Genomic DNA, 18869 nt, shown 5'->3' on the forward strand with positions numbered 1-18869 from the left:
GTTGCCGGCCGAGCCGGCAACACGTCCAACCCTCATCGAAAGGTTCGCGCACATGAACGCTACCGACGCCGGCCTGACCGTACGCGCGGTCCGGGAAGACGATTACGACAACTGGCTGCCGCTGTGGGACGGTTATAACCGCTTCTACGGCCGCTTCGACGATACCGCGCTGCCGCTGCAAGTGACAAAGCTCACGTGGTCGCGCTTCTTCGACGGCTACGAACCCGTGCATGCTTTCGTCGCAGAACGTGAAAGCAGGCTCGTCGGGCTCGTGCATTTCCTGTATCACCGCAGCACGACGCATGCCGGGCCGACCTGCTATCTGCAGGATCTGTTCACGCTCGACAGCGAGCGCGGCAAGGGCGTCGGCCGCGCGCTGATCGAGGCCGTGTACGACGCCGCACGCCGGCATCGCGCCGAACGCGTGTACTGGCAGACGCACGAGACGAATCACACGGCGATGCGGCTGTACGACACCGTCGCGGGAAAAACGGGGGGCGTGGTTTACAGGAAGGAGCTGACGCGGTGAGCGCGGTGAGTGGTCGACTGAGCGGCCGCGATCAATCCGCGAAATTCTCTCGAAGCGGATTAATGGGTGTAAATGGGTATCGAAATGGCGACCGGTCTTGCGCCAACATGACTGGCGTCGGCGGGCCCTGGTAGCCCGAGGGATACAAAATCTTCCTTTTCATCGGTTTTTGTATCCCTGAGGCTACAACTTCAACGCGTCAATGTGTATTGGCTTCCAGCCCCCGTGTACAACACGCCAGTTGGAGCAGCCCCAGTGCTAACCCACCGGCCGCGCCTTGATCCACAGAAACAGCGGCACGCGCGCCCACTGCTTCAACTGGTCCGTATCGGCATGGTCCGGCGGCGGTTCGCGCAGGGACACGATCGCGAACCCGGCCGCTTCCAGCGCCTCCATGTACGCCTGCAGCGGCAGCGACCAGCCCGCAAAGTGCATCGACAACCCGTCGCGCGTCTCCACGCCATCGAAGTGCTCACGCCCGTAATAGCTGCCCTTCAGCACGAACGGCGCATCGGGTTGCGGCCCCGCGAAGCCACCGCGATCGCGGAACGGGTGCACGACCGAAATGAACAGCAGCCCGCCCGGCTTCAGCACGCGGCGTGCCTCGTTCAACGCGCATTGCATATCGTCGAGGTCCATCAGCACGTTGTACGCCATCACGAGATCGAAGCTGGCCGCGTCGAACGGCAGCGACGCCGCGTCGGCCAGTTCGTAGCGATGCGCGGAATCCGCGTGGCGCGCGGCGTCGAGCATCGCGGGCACCGCGTCGCTCGCGGTCACGTCGTAACCGAGCGTCTTCAGTTCGCGGCTCACGCGGCCTTCGCCGCAGCCGATCTCCAGCGCGCGGCCGGTGTCGCGGCCGATGTAGGCCGCAAGGCCCACGCGGTATTTCCAGAACGCATCGTGGCCGGGCGTGCCGGCCCAGTCGATCCATTGGGCGGCCACCTGCGTCCAGTGGGCGATGATCGGTTTCGTGTCGGTCATGGGCGCTCCTGATCGGGGTTCGTCATCCGTGGCTCGGGTTGCGCATGGTAAGCCGACGCGGCGGAACGCGTGAGCGGGTTCCGTTTCCCGAAGCGACGGCATACAGTAATACGAGTTGGCACAAGCGCCGCGGCGAGCCGTCTTCGTTCGACAGCGCACGCCCGATCCCGAGGAACCGTCATGCCGCCCGTCCCCATCGTTTCGCCCGATCTGCCCCCGAGCCCCGTCGCGGCGGAAACGCGCATGGTGCACGACGTCGCGACGCTGAAGCCGTCCGACTATCGCTCGGCCGACGGCCAGTCGTGGGTCATCGCCGATATCACGCCCGCCAAGGACAGCGGCGCAGCCGTGACGGGTACGTCGTATTTCGACACCGCGAAAGGGAAGACCGTCCCGGTGCCCGATGCGCGCCGGCGCTATGCGAACCGCGGCACGTGGCAGGTCGTCGCGAGTTCGAGCCCGTCGGTGCCCGCGACGGGACACTACGACTGGTTGACGCTTGCATGGCTGCCGATCAACCGGCGGCCGCTGCCGCAAACGCCCGAGCATCTGTATTCGCCGTTCATTCGCGGCGGGACGATCGTCTATCGATGGAATCCGGCGGCGGAAGGCGGTGAGCAGTTCGGCAACGTGCGGATGATCTTTCCGGAATGGAAGCAGCAAGTAGCCGACGCGTTGAGATCCGCTTCGCCGTCGTTGCCGGACGGCGCGTCCGCAACACTGCCCGCGCTCGATCGCCTGAAAGCAGACAGGAATCCGATGACCGCCGTGCTCGACTTCGGCGATGCGCTGCGTGACGAGCCGGTGGAGCGAATCGTCGCGCGATTGCCGGGCCTGCTGCAGGGGAACGATCTGCATGAACTGTCGGCAATCGTGTTCCTGTGCCTGTCCGGGTCGCGCACCGAAGACCGGCCGCGCTTCGCCGAAGCGATCAACGAATCGATCGCCGCGACCGACGACGGCGCACGCCTGCTCGCCATCGCGTATGGCGCGTTCGCGGCGGGAAGATCCCGGCCTTATCCGTTCAACGACGCTGGGCAGACGGCTCGCATCAACGACGTGTTCGGTGCGTTGAAGCGACGGACATCGGCGCTCGATGTGCCGGTTGCGGAGGGCTCGCCGTGGTACGAATTCTTCACGGCCTACCGGCTCGGCAGTGCGGCGGCCGGCAAGGGCTAGTGATCGCACGCCCATAGTCAGCGAAGCGGATGCCGATCTCCAGCGCCTGCACCGCTGCTTCTCGTCGTTCGGATTCACTGCCCATCGGGCGGCAACCGCCGCGCTCACCCACCGGCTACGACGCAGGTTGCGAGCGCAATAACCTTCATCGGGCCGCTGCACGTTCGAGCATACCCTTCAGCCACAAGCACGCGCCGCCGCCCACCGCGCTGGCGCCCGCGACATAGCCGAAATAAAGCTGATAACCGTACATGCCGGGATACGCGGTCGTCAGCCAGCCGTTCAACAGCGGCAGGAACACGTCGCGCGAATAGCCCAGCAGCGAGATGATCCCGATCGCGAGCCCCGTGATACGCGCCGGCACATCGCAGCGTTCGAGCACGCTCCAGTACAGGCCCGCGCACCGCGTAGGTCGGCAAGCCGATCACGATCACCACGCACGCGAGCAGCGCAAGCGGGTTGAACGACGGAAACACGATCAACGCAACGAATGTGAGCGCCGCGCAGAACAGCGCCGCACCGAGCACGTTCAGCGTGCCGAAGCGATCGCCGACGAAGCCGCCGCCGATCGGGTGCATCCACAGCTTCAGCGACACGGTCGCGAGCAACGCTTCGATCAACCCGCGGCCGACGCGACCGTTTCGCCGCGCATGGCGGCGTCGATCGCTGCGTCCTGATTCGACATGAACTCCTCCGTGTCGTTGTTGTATCGGCGGTCGCTCGTCACCAGCGTTGCCGCCGGGTTGAACGAGCAAAAAAACGGCCGCGTTGAAGCGGCCGTAAAGGAGAGGTCTTCCGTGCAAACGGAGACGCCGTCCGGCTACCACACCGTCCGGTAGACCTATTGTTGACGAGCACGTCGCATCTGGGAATTGGACGGGTCTGAATTACGTGCGGTTGCATGCGGCTCCTGCATCATCGTGTTGCCGACCGGTATCATGAGTGCCGAACTCGTCGCGTCCGCGCTCGAACTCGGACGTGCGCAGCCGCGCCGCATCCGGCAACGCGGGTACGACGGTCTGTCCGCGTTGCGGCACATGCGCATCGAAACGCGATGATGCCGTCGCGTCGGGAACGCTTCGCGCGCCCGGGCGTCAATCATCAACGCATTCCTCATCCGATTAATGACAATGAACGCTTTCTCATGCTGAGCATCGGCCCCTTTTCCGTCAGGGTCGTAGCCGTCGCCATCGCCGCGCTGATCGCGTGGATCGTCGCGCGCTTCGCGCAGCGCAACCGTCCCGAGGGCCAGCACCGGACCTCGGCCAGCCTGCTGCTCGACGCGCTGCTGATCGGGCTGATCGCCGCGCGCGTCGGTTATATCGCACGCTGGTGGCCCGACTACTTCGCCGCGCCGAAATCCATCGTCGCGCTCGGCGACGGCGGCTTTACCTGGTGGATCGGCTTGCCGGTCGCGCTCGCGTATATCGGCTGGCGCTCGCGCCGCCTGCCGGGGCTGGCCCGGCCCGCGCTCGCCGGCATCGCTGCCGGCATGCTCGCATGGGGTGCGGCGCAGGGCGTGCTCGCGACGTTCGACCGCGCGGCGGCGCCGTTGTCCGCGCTGCGCGTGGAAACGCTCGATGCGACGCCCGTCGTACCGGACAGCTATGTTGGCAAGCCGGTCGTCGTGAACCTGTGGGCAACCTGGTGTCCGCCGTGCCAGCGCGAAATGCCGATCCTGGCGCAGGCGCAGCACGATTACCCGGACATCAATTTCCTGATGATCAACCAGGGCGAGGACGCGCAGACCGTGCGCGCGTTTCTCGAAAGCAAAGGACTGCGCTTCGACCACGTGCTGCTCGACCGCCCGCTCGGCGCGATGCGGACCTACGGATCGCGCGGGCTGCCGACGACGCTGTTCTTCGATGCAAAGGGCAAGCTGGTCGAGTCGCACATGGGCGAGATCACCGCAGCGCGGCTCAAGGACGCGGTCAATACGCAGTTCGGCCGCTGAGGGCATCGCGTGCGACGCGCTGATCGCCCGGTCGTGATCAGGTGCTCGCCTGTCGGCGGCGGCGCTGCTTGATGCGGAAACTCAAAGGAACAACAACGCCGCGCTCGCAACGAGCGTCGGCACCAGCGCAGCGGCGAGCAGCCCGCCAACACTCACCGATTCGTCATGAAAGCCCTTGCGCACGATCGCGAGCCCGGCCGGGTTCGGCGCGTTGGCGATCACGGTCAGACCGCCACCCGCGACCGCCCCCGCGACGAGCATGTACTTCGCTTCGTCCGGAATGCCGGCGATCAGCGAGCCGAGATAGGTGATCGCTGCGTTGTCCATGATCGCGGTGAGGCCGAGTGCGCCCGCATACAGCGCATACGCATCCATCGATTCGACGATCGGCTGCAACCACCATTGCTGCAGCCCGCCGAGCACGACGAGGCCGCCAAGAAAGAACGCGACCAGCAGGCTCTCGCGCAGCATCAGCGGCGACTGGTAACGCTCGTATGCATGCGTGAAGCCGAGGAAGAACAGCAGCAAGCCGACGAAGATCACCGGATGATGCGCGGTCAGCACGACGCCGACCAGGAAGCCGACATGAATCAACGTGACGCCGACCGGCACACGCACGGCGTCCGGTTGCGCAGCCGGCGCGGGCGCGGCGGCAAGCTCGCCGCGCATCAGCGCGGTCAGCACGGTCGCATTGATCAGCACCGCGACGAGCGCTTTCCAGCCGAACTGCGCGGCCATGAACGCGCTGTCCCAGCCCCACGCGGACGCGACCATCAGCACGGGCGGCGCCGCATACGCGGTGAGCGTGCCGCCGACCGACACGTTGACGAACAGCACGCCGAGCGCGAGGTACTTCCAATGCTCCTTGATCGGCGCACCGAACAGCCGGTCGCGCAGGATCAGCGCGGCGAGCGTCATCGCGGCCGGCTCGGTGATGAACGAGCCGAGCAGCGGAATCAGCGCGAGCGACAACCACACGACCGCCACCTCGGTGTTGACCGGCAGCACGCGCGCGATACGCAGCACGATGCCCGTGACCGCGTCAAGGATCGGCTTGCTCGCGGCGATCACCATGATCGTGAACACGAACATCGGTTCGGTGAACACGCGCGATTCGGCGTAGTCGAGCGCGACCTTCGGGCCCGCGAGCGCCGTCATCGCGACGAGCAGCACGAGCGTCCAGAAGCCGAACACGACCTCGACCTCGCCGAGAAAGTGGAACAGGCCCGCGTGGCGCGGATGACGATGCGCGAGCACTTCGAAGCGCTTCGCGAGAAAGGTGTGCAGCAGCGCGAGACCGAAGATGATCGCGCCGGCGAGTTCGACGGTGTGGGGCATGTCGGTATCCAGTGCAGTGACGATCCGGCACGCGATGGCTCGCGGCTGGCGCCGAGTGAAACACGATGGGCTGCGCGACGATGATCTCGGCAACGAGACCGCATTGTCGCGAACGCGAATGGCAGACGGGTGAAAGACGGGCCGCCCGTTCTGATCAGGCGACCGAAGGGTATCGCGATCGCCGGGTCGCGTCCAATCGGACCAGTCTTATAAACGAAGCAGACGGGTGACTGTGCAACACAGCGGATCGCTTGCGCCGGGTCACGCGCGCGATCATCCTAATGAAAATATCGAGACAAGCCAAGCGCGCGGGCATGCGACTTCGTGGCGCACCCCCATGAACTGCGCCGCGCAGCGACGCGTCAACGAGCGCCGGCCATCAATGCTGGAGCTTGCGAACACCCATAATCAGACTGGTCCGATTGGTCATCGCGGCACCCGCCGATACGCTGTCGTCAGTTGCCCGAATCGCAGTATCGGCGCATCACGCTGACGCTGATCGCGCGGCGTCGAACGACTCGGCGCCGACGCCGCTTCGTCCCGCGCTAGTCTTGCGCGTGCGCCGGCGTCAGCCGATCGGCCGAATCGCGCCCGGCCACCAGCGGATAGATGACCCCGGCAATCGCCGCGCCGATGATCGGCGCGACCCAGAACAGCCACAGCTGGCCAATCGCTTCGCCGCCGACGAACAGCGCGGGGCCGGTCGAGCGGGCCGGGTTCACCGACGTGTTGGTGACCGGAATCGAGATCAGGTGAATCAGCGTCAGACACAGGCCGATCGCGATCGGTGCGAAGCCGGCCGGCGCGCGCTTGTCGGTCGCGCCGAGGATCACGAACAGGAAGAAGGCCGTCATCACGACTTCGCAGATGAACGCAGAGCCGAGCGCGTAGTGGCCGGGTGAGCGTTCGCCGAAGCCGTTCGTCGCGAAGCCGCTGGCGACGACGTCGAAGCCGGGCTTGCCGACTGCGATCAGGTACAGCACGCCCGCGCCGATTACGCCACCGATCACCTGCGCGACGATGTACGGCCCGAGATCGCGTGCCGGGAAGCGGCCGGCAACCGTCAGGCCGACGCTCACCGCCGGATTCAGGTGGCAGCCCGAAATGTGCCCGATCGCGAATGCCATCGTCAGCACGGTGAGGCCGAACGCGAGCGCGACACCGACAAAGCCGATGCCGAGACCCGGAAAGGCGGCGGCCAGCACGGCGCCGCCGCACCCGCCGAGCACCAGCCAGAACGTGCCGAACATTTCCGCTGCCAGTCGATGAGATAGATTCATTGCGTGGACTCCTGATCGAATGAGAAGAAGACGCAGACACGGCCGCCGGAATCGGGCCTTTACCCATATTAGGCGGGATTATTGAAAGCGAACTATTTTTTTGAGACCGGATCAGGAATGTCGGCGCAGCCGGTTCGATCGGGGATTTCATCGATGAATTCATCCCGCATTCGCGGAAATTCAGGCCGAAAGCCCGATGAAATCCAGCATGTTTTGCGTGCGTCGATTCCTGCGTTGCGACGCAACATGCGTGCGAGGCAAGCGGCTTTCGTGCCGTCCTGAAAGCTGCCGCGACGCAGCACATACGCATCCGGATCAACAGTCACCCGCCGTGATCCAAAGCGGAAACAATCGCACCGGTTGCCTGTCGTCATTTGAATTCGTTTTTCAGAACAACTTCAATGCGCTATTCCCATCCGCATGCGTTCGAGGATAATGCGTTCACACCAGCGAAAGGATCTGCTCCATGCAAATCGACACCTTCGGCACACTCGTCGCGGCATCGCTCGTTCTGCTGCTCGGTCAGCTTCTGGTTTCCCGCATCGGCGTGCTGCGCGCGTACACGATCCCCGAGCCTGTCGCGGGCGGCCTCGTCGTCGCGCTGGCGCTCACCGCGCTGCGCGGTTTCGCAGGCACCGAGATCCGCTTCGACACGTCGATGCAGGCGCCGCTGATGCTCGCGTTCTTCGCATCGATCGGCCTGAACGCGAAGCTGTCGAGCCTGAAGGCCGGCGGCCCGATGCTCGTGCGTTTCCTGCTCGTCGTGCTCGGCCTGCTGATCCTGCAGGATGCGATCGGCATCGGTCTCGCGAAAGCGATCGGCCTCGATCCGCTGCTCGGCCTGCTGGCCGGGTCGATCACGCTGTCGGGCGGACACGGCACGGGCGCCGCATGGAGCAAGGTGTTCGCGGAGCGTCACGGGCTCGAATCGGCGACCGAAGCCGCGATCGCGTGCGCAACCTTCGGGCTGGTGCTCGGCGGGTTGCTCGGCGGCCCGATCGCGCGCTTCCTGACCCGCAACATCAAGACACCCGGCCTCGCCGAACCGCATGCGCCGCAGGGCATCGCCGGCGACACGAACGGCTTCGAACATCCGAAGGAACAGCAACCGCTGACGCCGTCGGCGTTCATCAACACGCTCGCGCTGTTCGCGATCGCGCTGTCGGGCGGCACGGCGATCGAATCGCTGATCCGCGGCACCGCGTTCGAGTTGCCGACCTTCGTGTGCGTGCTGTTCGTCGGTGTGGTGGTCAGCAACGGGCTGTCGCTGTTCGGCTGGCGACCGTCCGAGCATGCGGTATCGCTGCTCGGCAACGTGAGCCTGTCGCTGTTCCTCGCGATGGCGCTGATGACGCTGCGCCTGTGGGATCTCGCATCGCTCGCGCTGCCGATCCTCGTGCTGCTCGTCGCGCAGACGGCGCTGATGGTCGGCTACGCGGTGTTCGTCACGTACCGGCTGATGGGCCGCAACTACGACGCGGCCGTGCTCGCCGCCGGCCATTGCGGCTTCGGGCTCGGCGCGACGCCGACGGCGATCGCGAACATGCAGGCCGTTACCGCACGCTTCGGCCCGTCGCATATGGCGTTCCTGATCGTGCCGATGGTCAGCGCGTTCTTCATCGACATCGCGAACGCACTCGTGATCAAGCTGTTTCTGGCGCTGCCGATCTACGAGTGACGGGCAATCGCGCGCGGGCGGTCACACGGCGCGCCGCCAGCCTCCGCTGCGTCGTTCAGATACTCCGCTGATTCACCCGCTTCGACAATTCCTCCGCGCTCTCCTTCCGCTCGCTATACCGATCGACCAGATAAGGCCCGACGTCCCGCGTCAGCAACGTGAACTTGACCAGTTCTTCCAGTACATCGACCACGCGATCGAAATAGGCCGACGGCTTCATCCGCCCGGCCTCGTCGAATTCCGCGAACGCCTTCGCCACCGACGACTGGTTCGGGATGGTCAGCATGCGCATCCAGCGCCCGAGCACGCGCATCTGGTTCACCGCATTGAACGATTGCGAGCCGCCGCTGACCTGCATGACGGCAAGCGTCTTGCCCTGCGTCGGCCGAACGGCACCCATCGACAGCGGAATCCAGTCGATCTGCGCTTTCATGATCCCGGTCATCGCGCCATGCCGTTCCGGCGAGCACCACACCATGCCTTCCGACCACGTCACCAGATCGCGAAGCTCGACGACCTTCGGGTGACTCTCGGGTGCATCGTCCGGCAGCGGCAGGCCGCTCGGATTGAACACGCGCACGTCGGCGCCCATCGCCGTGAGCAGGCGCGCGGCTTCCCCGACCAGCAGCCGGCTGAACGAACGCTCGCGCAGCGAGCCGTACAGCAGCAGGAGCCGGGGCGGATGCATCGACGGCGACGCCGGCCGCAACTGGCCCGCATCCGGCACGCGGAAAGAATCGATGTCGAGTTGCGGCAGTTCGTCCAGATGGTCAGACATGCTTACCCTCCGCGCAATCGCAGTGAATCGTGACGTAATTCATGCAGATGGATTCCTCTGTTTGCTCAAGCGCGTTCGTACCAGCCCTTCGACCGGTTGACGATGCGCACCACCAGCAGCATGACCGGCACTTCGATCAGCACGCCCACGACGGTAGCCAGCGCCGCGCCCGAATGAAAACCGAACAGGCTGATTGCGGCCGCAACGGCCAGCTCGAAGAAGTTGGACGCGCCGATCAGCGCCGACGGGCACGCGATGTTGTGCTTCTCGCCCACGGCGCGATTGAGCCAGTACGCGAGCGCCGAGTTGAAAAACACCTGGATCAGGATCGGCACCGCGAGCAGCGCGATCACCAGTGGCTGCTTCAGGATCGCCGCTCCCTGGAACGCGAACAGCAACACGAGCGTGGCCAGCAATGCCGCGATCGACCACGGGCCGATCTTCGCCATCGCGGCATCGAACGCCGCCTGTCCGTTCGCGAGCAGCCGCTTGCGCCAGAGCTGCGCGAGAATCACCGGGATGACGATATAGAGCACCACCGATGTGAGCAGCGTCGCCCACGGCACGGAAATCGCGGACATCCCCAGCAACAGGCCGACCAGCGGCGCGAACGCAATCACCATGATGCTGTCGTTCAGCGCGACCTGCGACAGCGTGAACAGCGGATCGCCGCCCGTCAGCCGGCTCCATACGAACACCATCGCCGTGCACGGCGCGGCGGCCAGCAGGATCAGGCCGGCAATGTAGCTGTCGAGTTGTTCCGCCGGCAGCATCGGTGCGAACAGATGGCGGATGAACAACCAGCCGAGGAACGCCATCGAGAACGGCTTGACGAGCCAGTTCACGACGAGCGTGACGCCGATGCCCTTCACGTGCTGACGCACTTCGTGCAGCGCGCCGAAGTCGACCTTGACGAGCATCGGGATGATCATCACCCAGATGAGAAGGCCGACCGGCAGATTGACCTGCGCGTATTCCATCCGGCCAATCTGCTGGAACAGGCCGGGCAGCATCTGACCGAGCCCGATGCCGGCGACGATGCACAGCGCGACCCAGACCGTCAGATAGCGTTCGAAGAAGTTGATGGACGGCCTGGCAACAGCCTTGCGAGACGGGATGACGTTGGACGTGTTCATGGGACGGGGCCGGTCTTGCAGACGCAGGCGGCACCCTCACTCGGGCTCGCCGCCGTGCGACTGCTCAGTTTCGTGAAATGTCGGTCAAGGCCGTCTGGAGTTCGGCGTTGCTCATCCGATCGAGCGGCAGCGCCAGCAACTGCAGCATCCGATAGCCGATGGCCTCGCGTGTGAGTTCGAACGCGACGCGCTTGCCGTCGTCGCCACCCAACGCATTCGACGGATCTGCGTAGCCCCAATGCACTTTGACGGGGCTGCCGGGCCAGTACGGACACGTCTCGGCGGCCGCGGTGTCGCACACGGTGATGACGACGCGCATTTCCGGCGCACCGTCGCCGACGAACGCGTCCCAGCTCTTGCTGCGATATCCGCCGACGTCGACACCGGCGCCCGTCAGCGCTTCCAGCGCAAACGGATTCAACCGGCCGCTCGGCGCACTGCCGGCGCTGTACGCGCGCACATCCTTGCCGAACTTCGCGGCCCAATGATTGAGCATGCCTTCGGCCAGCACGCTGCGCGCGGAATTGTGGGTGCAGAGGATCAGGACGTTCGTGGTCATGGGCGAGTGACGCGGATGCGCTTCAGGATTGACATGTACCGGACGGCAAACACGCGGCTGCCGGCGAACAAGGATTACCGCCGCAGCAGTTCTCCGTGAGATAGGCCAGCAGCCCGTTCATCGTCGCGAAGTTCGCGCAATAGATGACGAAGCGGCCTTCCTGCCGGCTCGTGACGAGCTGTGCATGGGCCAGTTCCTTCAGATGAAAGGACAGCGATGAAGGGGGCACATCGAGCAGCGTGGCGATCTGCCCGGCCGGCAGACCCTGCGGCCCCGCCTGCACCAGCGCGCGGAAGACGGCGAGCCGGGATTCGTGCGCGAGTGCCGCAAGCGCGGCGATGGTTTCGTTCGTTTCCATATTTCGATAATAGTCGAAATATGGAAGAATGAGAAGCCTCCTTGGCGCGGGAACGTCAGGACGGTCATTACACACGCCTCGCTCAAGATCTTGTGAATGGTCGCGAGGGGCAGTTCTCATTGCTCGTGCCGTCGCAGTTCATGCGGGATTCGCCGCACGCCTGTGTGTGCGATACGCAATCGAAGGATCGTTGCCCGGTCAGCCTCGAAGACCTTCCGGTTCGAGCTGTGGAGTGGATGTCGGCTTTGGGACTGGAGACCTGCTTCACCGGTCTCCTGACAGCAACGCAGCGATTTGCGAAGTGTTGGTCGGGATATGTCGCACCTCGCACACACGGGGTCGGCGTTGTCGGTCTCGTGGTACGCGTACCCGTCGTATTCGTGTGAGGATCTCCCGATCCATCGACACATTTCAGTTGAAACGATGCCTATGGATCACACACAAAAGGCGACGCATAAGCGCGCGCCCTCAGCCCCGTGGAAGGCAGCCCGCAAGTCTTCTGCGGTCGATCAGAATGTGTCGAGTGCGGAGCGGGTAAATCGCTCGATGAACTGCATCAATCCTTGAACTGCGGCAGTTGCCCGTTTGCCGTCACCCGCGGCAATCGCCTTTAGCACGTTGGAATGCAACTGCGCGCCTTCGACGTATGCACGGTTCTGCACGATATGGTGATACCAGAAGCGCCGTGACTGCGCATGAATCGGCAGCATGCTTGTGATCAGCATGCTGTTGTGCGTGGCGTAAACTTCGGCGTGATGTATCTCTCCACCGATCCTGATCCAGGATTTCGTGTCTCCGCGTTCGGCTGCCGTCATCATCTCTTTCGCGAGTTTGAGCAAATGCGTTCGCTCTTCGGGGGTCGCGCGTACCCCGGCTACTTGTGCCACCAATTCCTCAAGCGGGCGCCTGACCTCGAGCAGTTCCAGTTGCTGGCGAATATCGACGCCTGCAACGAGCGTGCCGCGGCGTGGCAATGTTTCCACGAAGCCGATCTGCCGTAGCCGCTGAAGCGCTTCGCGTACCGGCGTGCGTCCCATTTCCATTTCGACGGCAAGCTGGCTTTCAGAGATCATCGAACCGGGCGGTAGCTTGCGCGTAATGATCATTTCCTCGATCTGCGCAAACGCCACGTCGGCCAGCAGTTGATCGGGCGGGCTCGATGGTTTGTGTCGGGAGACGTTTTTGGCGGGGCCTGTTTTCTTCATGGAGGAGAGCGGAACAATGACCTCGAGGATTATGCCCCGATGAGGGTCGCATTGGCGTACTTTCGCCTGCGAACGCGTTCGGGAGCCTGCTAGTCTCGCTACGGAAACGAGGCACTGCATGCAGTCGCGGCCGCACTGAACATCGATCTCGCAAGGCTCTTGGGTGGAAAACTGCAGCGGAACATTGTATGCGATGTCTAAATCGAGCTTCTAGCCGCATGTTGCGACGACCGGCTGAATGCGCGTTGGCTGCCGCAATTGGAGTACAGCGGCAATATACAACCAGCCCTCACAGGTCCTCATGAAGATGAGGTCGCTCACCTGGGTTCATTGGGCCTCCAGCCGTCGAAACGCCGATCCAATGGATTCGGCGCCACCCGCAAGGGGTGAGCCGATTCCGTTGTCACGCTATTGGGACGCTTGTAGACCGGACGCCGCCCCTGACTGACGACGCAGAGAAGCGCGGGCGACGCTCCTCAGTTTTATTGATGAATACCGCAGCCCGCACTGAACGTTATTATCGACAAGTCGACCGGCATCACCAAAGCTACCATTACCGAACTTCTGCGCCATTTGTCGGCATTTCAACATCCACACGCGGTGCACTCACAAATACCGCCACTGCGACTGCTCCTGCCAGTGCCACGCCCCCGCTCAACAGAAACGCGCTCTTGAATACATGCGTCCATTGCACGAGGAGGCCCGTGAGGATCGGTGCGAGAATCCCCGCCGTGTTTGCGAGCAGATGCATGAAACCACCGACGCCGCCCATCCGTGCGGGTTCGACCGTATCAAGAATGATCGCCCAGTACACGCTGAGGGTAAGGTTCATGAAGAACACCGTCGTGCCCATCAGTGCAACGGCCGAGACAACGGTGGTTGCCGTGCCGGCGAGTGCAACGCAGACTGCCGCAACCAGCAGGCCGCCGACGATCACGATCTTGCGAGATTTCAACGCATTGCCAGTCCAGCGGAAAATCAGATCGGACGTGAGCCCGCCGAGTGCGATCCCCGCGAAGCCGAGCAACCACGGAATGACGTTGACAATACTCATCGACGACAGACTCAAATGCCGCTCCATCATCAGATAGCTCGGGAACCAGGACAGGAAAAAGTACAGGATGTACGCGTAACCGAAGTAGGCGAGAGACGTGGCCCAGATCGTCGGGCTCTTCAGATAGTGGACCAGCGACATATTCGGAATCGATCCGGATTCCGGACGATCGGCTGCAGCCCGTGCCAACGGTGAGATTGCACCGCGCACCCAACGGTTATGCTCGGGCCGATCTGTCGAAAAGATCGACCACATCAGCACCCACAGAATACCCACAATACCGATCACGATAAACGGAATGCGCCAGCCCCAATGCAGCGCCATCAGCCCGACAATGGGCCCGGCGAGCGCTGCGCCCAGTTGCAGGCCCGAATTCGCGAAACCGACGGCGGTGGTCTGCTCCTTGCGCTCGAACCAGTTGCTGATGATTTTGTTCGTGCACGTCGCCAGCGGTCCTTCCCCCGCGCCGAATATCACACGAATCACGAGCAGGGCCACTAGCGTCGATGCCGCTGCGGTCAGTCCACAGAAAATCGACCAGAGGCCGATCGCGACGATCAGCACCCGCTTCGCGCCGAAGCGGTCCGCCGCATAGCCGCCGACAAAGCAGAATATCGCGTAGCCGACAAAGAACGCGCTGAAGACGATGCCGAGATGTGCGGCATCGAGCTGGAGATCCTTGGCGATGAGCGGCGCGGCAACCGAGAGTGCGGCTCGGTCGAGATAGCTGATTGCGCACGCGAGAAACAACATGAAAACGATGAACCAGCGGTACTTCATGATCGTCTCCTCCAGATCTCAATTGATGATCGGGATGGTTTGGCTGTAATCGGCACCGCATCAATACGCAGTGCTATGTAACTGCATTGTCGGAACCGACACGGCGTCTGGTCGATGGCAACTGCCAGAGGTAACCAGAGTGGCCGCGTCATCGCTGTTCGTATTAGCTATCAACTACAGCATCGGCCTGGTGGCCGACGCTGTCGGTGAACAGCGATTCAGGCATAAGCGGCAACGGGTCGAGAATATGAGCGGGCCGAAATGCCATCAGATCGAGCACGTCCCGGCGCACGTCCACGCCTGGCGCAACCTCGGTCAGTACGAGACCACTTGGGGTCTGTTCGAACACTGCGCGTTCGGTCACGATCAGTGCGCTCTGCCCGGCCGCCACGCCATCCGCGACCGGATAGGTTCGGCTCTGCACCGTATCGACGAACTTGCTGACCTTGCCCTCTTTCACGATCCGCATGCGGCCCGCGTCGTAGGCGATATCAAGCCCGCCAGTCGTGAACGACCCCGTAAACACAAGCCGCTGCGCATTCATCGCTATGTCAATGAAACCACCCGCTCCAGGGTTGACCTTGCCGAACTTGCTGACGTTGACCGTACCATGTGAATCGTACTCGGCGAAAGCAAGCGCTGCGAATCGGCACAACCCTCCGTCGATCACGTCGAACTGTGTGACGCCGTCGAGCAGGGCCTGCGGCCGCAGATTCGCCGAAAACTGCCAGCCGTTCATCACGATACCGCCATAGGAACCGTGTTCCGTCGTGAACCAGTAGTCGTTCGGGCGATTCTCCAGATCAATGAGACCCTGCTCCGCCATGACGAGCGGCACGTCAGCCGCCGCACCGAAGCCAAAAATCGACAACTCATGCTTTCTTACTTCAAGCGCCGCACGACGCGCGATCACCTTGTCGGGACCAAACGGAATTGCGGGTAAACGCGCATCCACGGCGGACGGCCGCAGATAAGCCTCGTCGTATGGTGTATCGGTGCTCATCATCATGTGCGGATCGACCACGAGCGAGTCGACAAACATGCCCGGCAGGCGCACCGACGTCGCCGCGCGCTCACCGCCGGGTACGATACGGCGAACCTGCGCGATCACACGCCCGCCGCTGGCCTTCGCCGCCAGCGCGAGCGCGAGGCTTGCGGAAACCAGCGGCTCGTCTTCGAATGAAAGGTTGCCGAACTCGTCAGCACTGCTGGCGCGGATAATGGCGACATCGATCGGCCAGCTTGGATAAAACAGCAAGTCTTCGCCGTTCAGACGGATTTTCTGAATGAGATCATCGTCGCAGCGGCTCGTGAACTTGCCACCACCGTGCTGCGGGTCTGCATACGTGCCGACGCCGACGCGCGTCATATAGCCCGGGCTCCTGCGCGCGACCTCGCGCAACCAGTGCATCGACGCACCAATCGGCCACGAGTATGCTTCAATCCGGTTCTCCTGGATGAGCCGCATCAGCGCGGGACGTTCTCCGGTGTGCGGATTGACCGGGTTGATGTAGGAGCCGGAGACGATGCGCTTCATCAGCCCCTCCTGCGCAACATGATCCATCCCGCGAATGCCGACCGCGTCACCCGTCCCGCATGGGAAGTAGAACGTGAGATTGCGCGGCGCACCCGTTTCGCTGAAACGCTTGCCGATCGCCGCGAGTGTGGCATCGGGTACGGTCCAGCCGATAACGCCTACGGATGCGACCGTTTGCCCATCCTGAATCGAAGCGACAGCCTGTGCCGCGGACATGATTTTCGTCATGACTTCACCTTGAACTTCGAAAAAATTGCCTTGGCTGCTCCCCCTTCGCAATTGCTCGCGAAATGCCGGGAAGCCAGATTGTCGAGCCGTTCGCCGTCAAGCGAAACGAAAGGCTCGAAGAAGCGCTTCGTGGAAGTGACCGCGGCGGGCGGCAGCGCGGCAAGCCGTTTAGCGAGTGCGAGCGCTTGCTGGTCGGCAGCACCCGGTTCGCTCAAATAGTCCGCAATGCCAAGACGGTGCGCTTCGACGCCATCCATCACGTCCGCGGCCCACGTCAGCAACCGAGCACGCACCGGACCCACTCGCGTGAGCAGTGCCTGCAGCCCCCACGGCGGCAGCCAGCCATTTGGCACCTCGGGAAGATGCCAGCGCACATTCGATGCGCTCACAACGATGTCGCACGAGATCGCCAGGACGAAGCCGCCGCCCAGCGCGAAGCCTTCCACCGCGGCAATGACCGGCTTCGACAGACTCGCGATGGAGCGAGCGACGCGCGCCGTGTCCGACTCGGAATCGCACATCTCCTGAATCGACATCGTCGCGAGCTCCTTCAGGTCGCTACCCGAACAGAATGCAGGTGGAGCCCCAGAGATCACGATCGCACGCACCTCCGGGTCGCGGTCGGCTTGCCGCAATGCCCGCGCCAGATCCGCTATCGATTCGCCGTCGAGCGCATTGCGTCGTTCGGGCCGGTTCAACGTCAAGTGACAGATATCACCCATGTTCACGCTAATCACTTGCACACCCTCCAAGTAGACCTTCTCAATACCAATCTCACCGTTACAGATGAGCACCGTCTCGCCCAAGCGCAATACGTATCGCCTGCGAATCGACCTTGCGCGGCTCAACGCCCTGACGCACGGCCAAGGCAGCGGCATGGCCAATCGCATGGCCGTATGAAAAGCACTGCGCCGTGACACGGGCAGACGCTACCGCCTCGTGCTCCGCGGAAAGACACCGTCCCGCTACCAGCAGCCCCTCGCCGCGCGACGGCACGAAGCAGCCATAGGGCACTTCGTAATAGTCGTCGAGCACCCACTCCACCTTCGGCTTCGAGCCCGAGTGCAATTCAATCGGCCAAGGCGAACGTGCAATACCGTCGGAAAACTTCCTCGCGCCGACCACATCGGCGTTCATCAGCTTTGTCACGCCTTCGACCTGGCGAGTCTGGCGCACACCCACCTGAACACCCGTATCGTTGACGTAAGCGCTTTCGCATCCAACTACGTAGTCCTTAAGGAATCGCGCATAAGAATGAACCTGCTTTCTACCGTTCAGCTCGCCTTCCGTGAAATCATCGTAGAGAAGCGGGTTGAGCTCTCGGCCGTCGGAGCCCGTAATTCGCGTGCAGTTGCATAGCAGTTCGCCGGGACGCGTGGTCGGGAAGAGCCATATTTTCGAGCGCGGCAGGTTATCGCCGGCGAGTTGCCGTTCGCGCAACAGCGCGGAAATGGCCTCGCCCATGATCGTGTCATCGCCGTAAGCGTCGGTAAACCGTTCGACGTCGACACCCTGCAGCCTGAAGATCATCGTCGGGTTCTGCACACGCGTGCCGTCACCCATGAAACTGTCGAAGCCGGCCATCGCGACGAGATCGGCGTCGCCGCTGGCGTCGACGGTGACACGCGAGCGAATTGTCAACGGCCCCTGCTTGGTCCATGCCGTCACGCCCTCAACGCGCTCGTTGCCGTCCAACAGCACGCCGGTCGCAACCGTGTGATAAATCACCTTGACGCCCGCTTCTTCCAGCAGGCTGTCGGCCGTATCACGCCACACCAGCGGATCGTGAACGCGCGTCCAGGTTTTCCCATAGCGTACTGGTGCGGCAAGACCGCCGCGCTGCTCCAGTGCGTCGCAAAACTCCTGCGCGAAGCCGGTGACGATCGCTTCCGGTTTCGCCCCGGTGCGGTCAGTCGCAAGGTACAAGCCACACACCGTACCCGACAGCCCTGCAACCGCCCCACCACCGCAAAAGCCATAGCGCTCCAGGAGGATCACCTTGAGCCCTTGCCGACTCGCGGTGATGGCGGTCGCGACTCCAGCGGCACCTCCGCCTGTTACAAGGACGTCGCATTGAAGATCGGCAACGGACCGGACATCGACTCCAGCTTTTTTCATCTTCCACATCCTTCGTGTCGTCATCTGATATATCAGCTGACGACATTTGTACCGAGGCGAAATTGGCCTGTCAACAGCGAAAGTAAAAAGCGAGGGGCGCCTGGGGTGCGGTAGATGACTTGATTCGTAGATGGGACAGGGATTTGCTGGCGAAATGAGCTGCGTAGCTAACGT

The 18869-nt window shown here is 63.2% G+C and carries 19 protein-coding genes and 2 pseudogenes; 5 read left to right on the forward strand and 16 right to left on the reverse strand.

The window, feature by feature from the left end:
* Positions 1–52: 52 nt before the first annotated feature.
* Positions 53–529, forward strand: a complete 477-nt coding sequence (locus ACTRWB_RS04280) for an N-acetyltransferase family protein (RefSeq protein ID WP_446901053.1) — start codon at positions 53–55, stop codon at positions 527–529.
* Positions 530–787: 258 nt separating this feature from the next.
* Here ACTRWB_RS04280 and ACTRWB_RS04285 read toward each other — a convergent pair whose 3' ends face one another.
* Positions 788–1513, reverse strand: a complete 726-nt coding sequence (locus tag ACTRWB_RS04285) for a methyltransferase domain-containing protein (protein WP_446901054.1) — start codon at positions 1511–1513, stop codon at positions 788–790.
* Between the two features lie 243 nt (positions 1514–1756).
* Here ACTRWB_RS04285 and ACTRWB_RS04290 point away from each other — a divergent pair, with 243 nt between their 5' ends.
* Positions 1757–2692, forward strand: coding sequence for a hypothetical protein (locus ACTRWB_RS04290; protein ID WP_446901409.1), 936 nt, complete (start codon positions 1757–1759; stop codon positions 2690–2692).
* A 145-nt stretch (positions 2693–2837) separates the two neighbouring features.
* Here the strand turns inward: ACTRWB_RS04290 and ACTRWB_RS04295 are convergent, their stop codons facing one another.
* Entirely contained in the window at positions 2838–3056 is a 219-nt protein-coding gene (locus tag ACTRWB_RS04295) for a hypothetical protein (RefSeq protein ID WP_419688094.1), read from the reverse strand.
* Between ACTRWB_RS04295 and ACTRWB_RS04300 the strand changes: the two genes are divergently transcribed.
* Together ACTRWB_RS04300 and ACTRWB_RS04305 are read left to right on the forward strand one after the other, a co-directional pair.
* Positions 3040–3369: a hypothetical protein gene (locus tag ACTRWB_RS04300; RefSeq protein ID WP_446901055.1), complete on the forward strand. Its 330-nt coding sequence runs from the start codon at positions 3040–3042 to the stop codon at positions 3367–3369. The two genes, ACTRWB_RS04295 and ACTRWB_RS04300, sit on opposite strands and share 17 nt — an antisense overlap.
* A gap of 467 nt (positions 3370–3836) precedes the next feature.
* Positions 3837–4646, forward strand: a complete 810-nt coding sequence (locus ACTRWB_RS04305) for a TlpA family protein disulfide reductase (protein WP_446901056.1) — start codon at positions 3837–3839, stop codon at positions 4644–4646.
* 81 nt (positions 4647–4727) lie between these two features.
* On the opposite strand, the gene ACTRWB_RS04310 is transcribed toward ACTRWB_RS04305, so the two are convergent.
* From ACTRWB_RS04310 to ACTRWB_RS04320, 3 genes are all read right to left on the reverse strand, one after another.
* Positions 4728–5984 carry a putative Na+/H+ antiporter gene (locus ACTRWB_RS04310; RefSeq protein WP_446901057.1) on the reverse strand — a complete coding sequence of 419 codons (1257 nt, stop codon included), beginning with the start codon at positions 5982–5984 and terminating at the stop codon, positions 4728–4730.
* Between the two features lie 545 nt (positions 5985–6529).
* Positions 6530–7264 (reverse strand): aquaporin Z, encoded by a 735-nt coding sequence (aqpZ, locus tag ACTRWB_RS04315; protein ID WP_446901058.1) that lies wholly within the window; start codon positions 7262–7264, stop codon positions 6530–6532.
* Positions 7265–7356: 92 nt separating this feature from the next.
* The gene (locus tag ACTRWB_RS04320; RefSeq protein ID WP_446901059.1) at positions 7357–7638 is read right to left on the reverse strand and encodes a hypothetical protein; all 282 of its coding nucleotides are present in this window, start codon (positions 7636–7638) and stop codon (positions 7357–7359) included.
* Between the two features lie 92 nt (positions 7639–7730).
* On the opposite strand from ACTRWB_RS04320, the gene gltS reads away from it, so the two are divergent.
* On the forward strand, positions 7731–8942 hold the full coding sequence (gene gltS, locus ACTRWB_RS04325) for a sodium/glutamate symporter (protein WP_446901060.1): 1212 nt from the start codon (positions 7731–7733) through the stop codon (positions 8940–8942).
* Positions 8943–8997: 55 nt separating this feature from the next.
* On the opposite strand, the gene arsH is transcribed toward gltS, so the two are convergent.
* The 11 genes and pseudogenes from arsH to ACTRWB_RS04380 all read right to left on the reverse strand — a co-directional run bounded on the left by arsH (position 8998) and on the right by ACTRWB_RS04380 (position 18704).
* The gene (arsH, locus tag ACTRWB_RS04330; RefSeq protein ID WP_446901061.1) at positions 8998–9720 is read right to left on the reverse strand and encodes an arsenical resistance protein ArsH; all 723 of its coding nucleotides are present in this window, start codon (positions 9718–9720) and stop codon (positions 8998–9000) included.
* A gap of 65 nt (positions 9721–9785) precedes the next feature.
* Positions 9786–10856 (reverse strand): ACR3 family arsenite efflux transporter, encoded by a 1071-nt coding sequence (arsB, locus tag ACTRWB_RS04335; protein ID WP_446901062.1) that lies wholly within the window; start codon positions 10854–10856, stop codon positions 9786–9788.
* A 64-nt stretch (positions 10857–10920) separates the two neighbouring features.
* The gene (locus tag ACTRWB_RS04340; RefSeq protein ID WP_446901063.1) at positions 10921–11415 is read right to left on the reverse strand and encodes an arsenate reductase ArsC; all 495 of its coding nucleotides are present in this window, start codon (positions 11413–11415) and stop codon (positions 10921–10923) included.
* 22 nt (positions 11416–11437) lie between these two features.
* Positions 11438–11773 carry an ArsR/SmtB family transcription factor gene (locus ACTRWB_RS04345; RefSeq protein WP_446901064.1) on the reverse strand — a complete coding sequence of 112 codons (336 nt, stop codon included), beginning with the start codon at positions 11771–11773 and terminating at the stop codon, positions 11438–11440.
* 119 nt (positions 11774–11892) lie between these two features.
* A pseudogene (locus ACTRWB_RS04350) lies at positions 11893–12183 on the reverse strand (hypothetical protein); the annotation flags it as partial.
* A gap of 99 nt (positions 12184–12282) precedes the next feature.
* Positions 12283–12978: a GntR family transcriptional regulator gene (locus tag ACTRWB_RS04355; protein WP_129516288.1), complete on the reverse strand. Its 696-nt coding sequence runs from the start codon at positions 12976–12978 to the stop codon at positions 12283–12285.
* Positions 12979–13233: 255 nt separating this feature from the next.
* Positions 13234–13421, reverse strand: a pseudogene (locus ACTRWB_RS04360) (IS3-like element ISBvi3 family transposase); the annotation flags it as partial.
* A gap of 110 nt (positions 13422–13531) precedes the next feature.
* Positions 13532–14812 carry an MFS transporter gene (locus tag ACTRWB_RS04365; RefSeq protein WP_193101725.1) on the reverse strand — a complete coding sequence of 427 codons (1281 nt, stop codon included), beginning with the start codon at positions 14810–14812 and terminating at the stop codon, positions 13532–13534.
* A 163-nt stretch (positions 14813–14975) separates the two neighbouring features.
* Positions 14976–16577, reverse strand: a complete 1602-nt coding sequence (locus ACTRWB_RS04370) for a CoA-transferase (protein ID WP_446901065.1) — start codon at positions 16575–16577, stop codon at positions 14976–14978.
* Complete coding sequence (locus tag ACTRWB_RS04375) at positions 16574–17383, reverse strand: enoyl-CoA hydratase/isomerase family protein (RefSeq protein ID WP_446901066.1); 810 nt, start codon at positions 17381–17383, stop codon at positions 16574–16576. Before ACTRWB_RS04375 ends, ACTRWB_RS04370 begins: the two co-directional genes overlap by 4 nt.
* Complete coding sequence (locus tag ACTRWB_RS04380; protein WP_446901067.1) at positions 17358–18704, reverse strand: FAD-dependent oxidoreductase; 1347 nt, start codon at positions 18702–18704, stop codon at positions 17358–17360. Before ACTRWB_RS04380 ends, ACTRWB_RS04375 begins: the two co-directional genes overlap by 26 nt.
* Positions 18705–18869 lie beyond the last annotated feature (165 nt).

The sequence above is a fragment of the Burkholderia sp. YIM B11467 genome, from assembly GCF_052952715.1.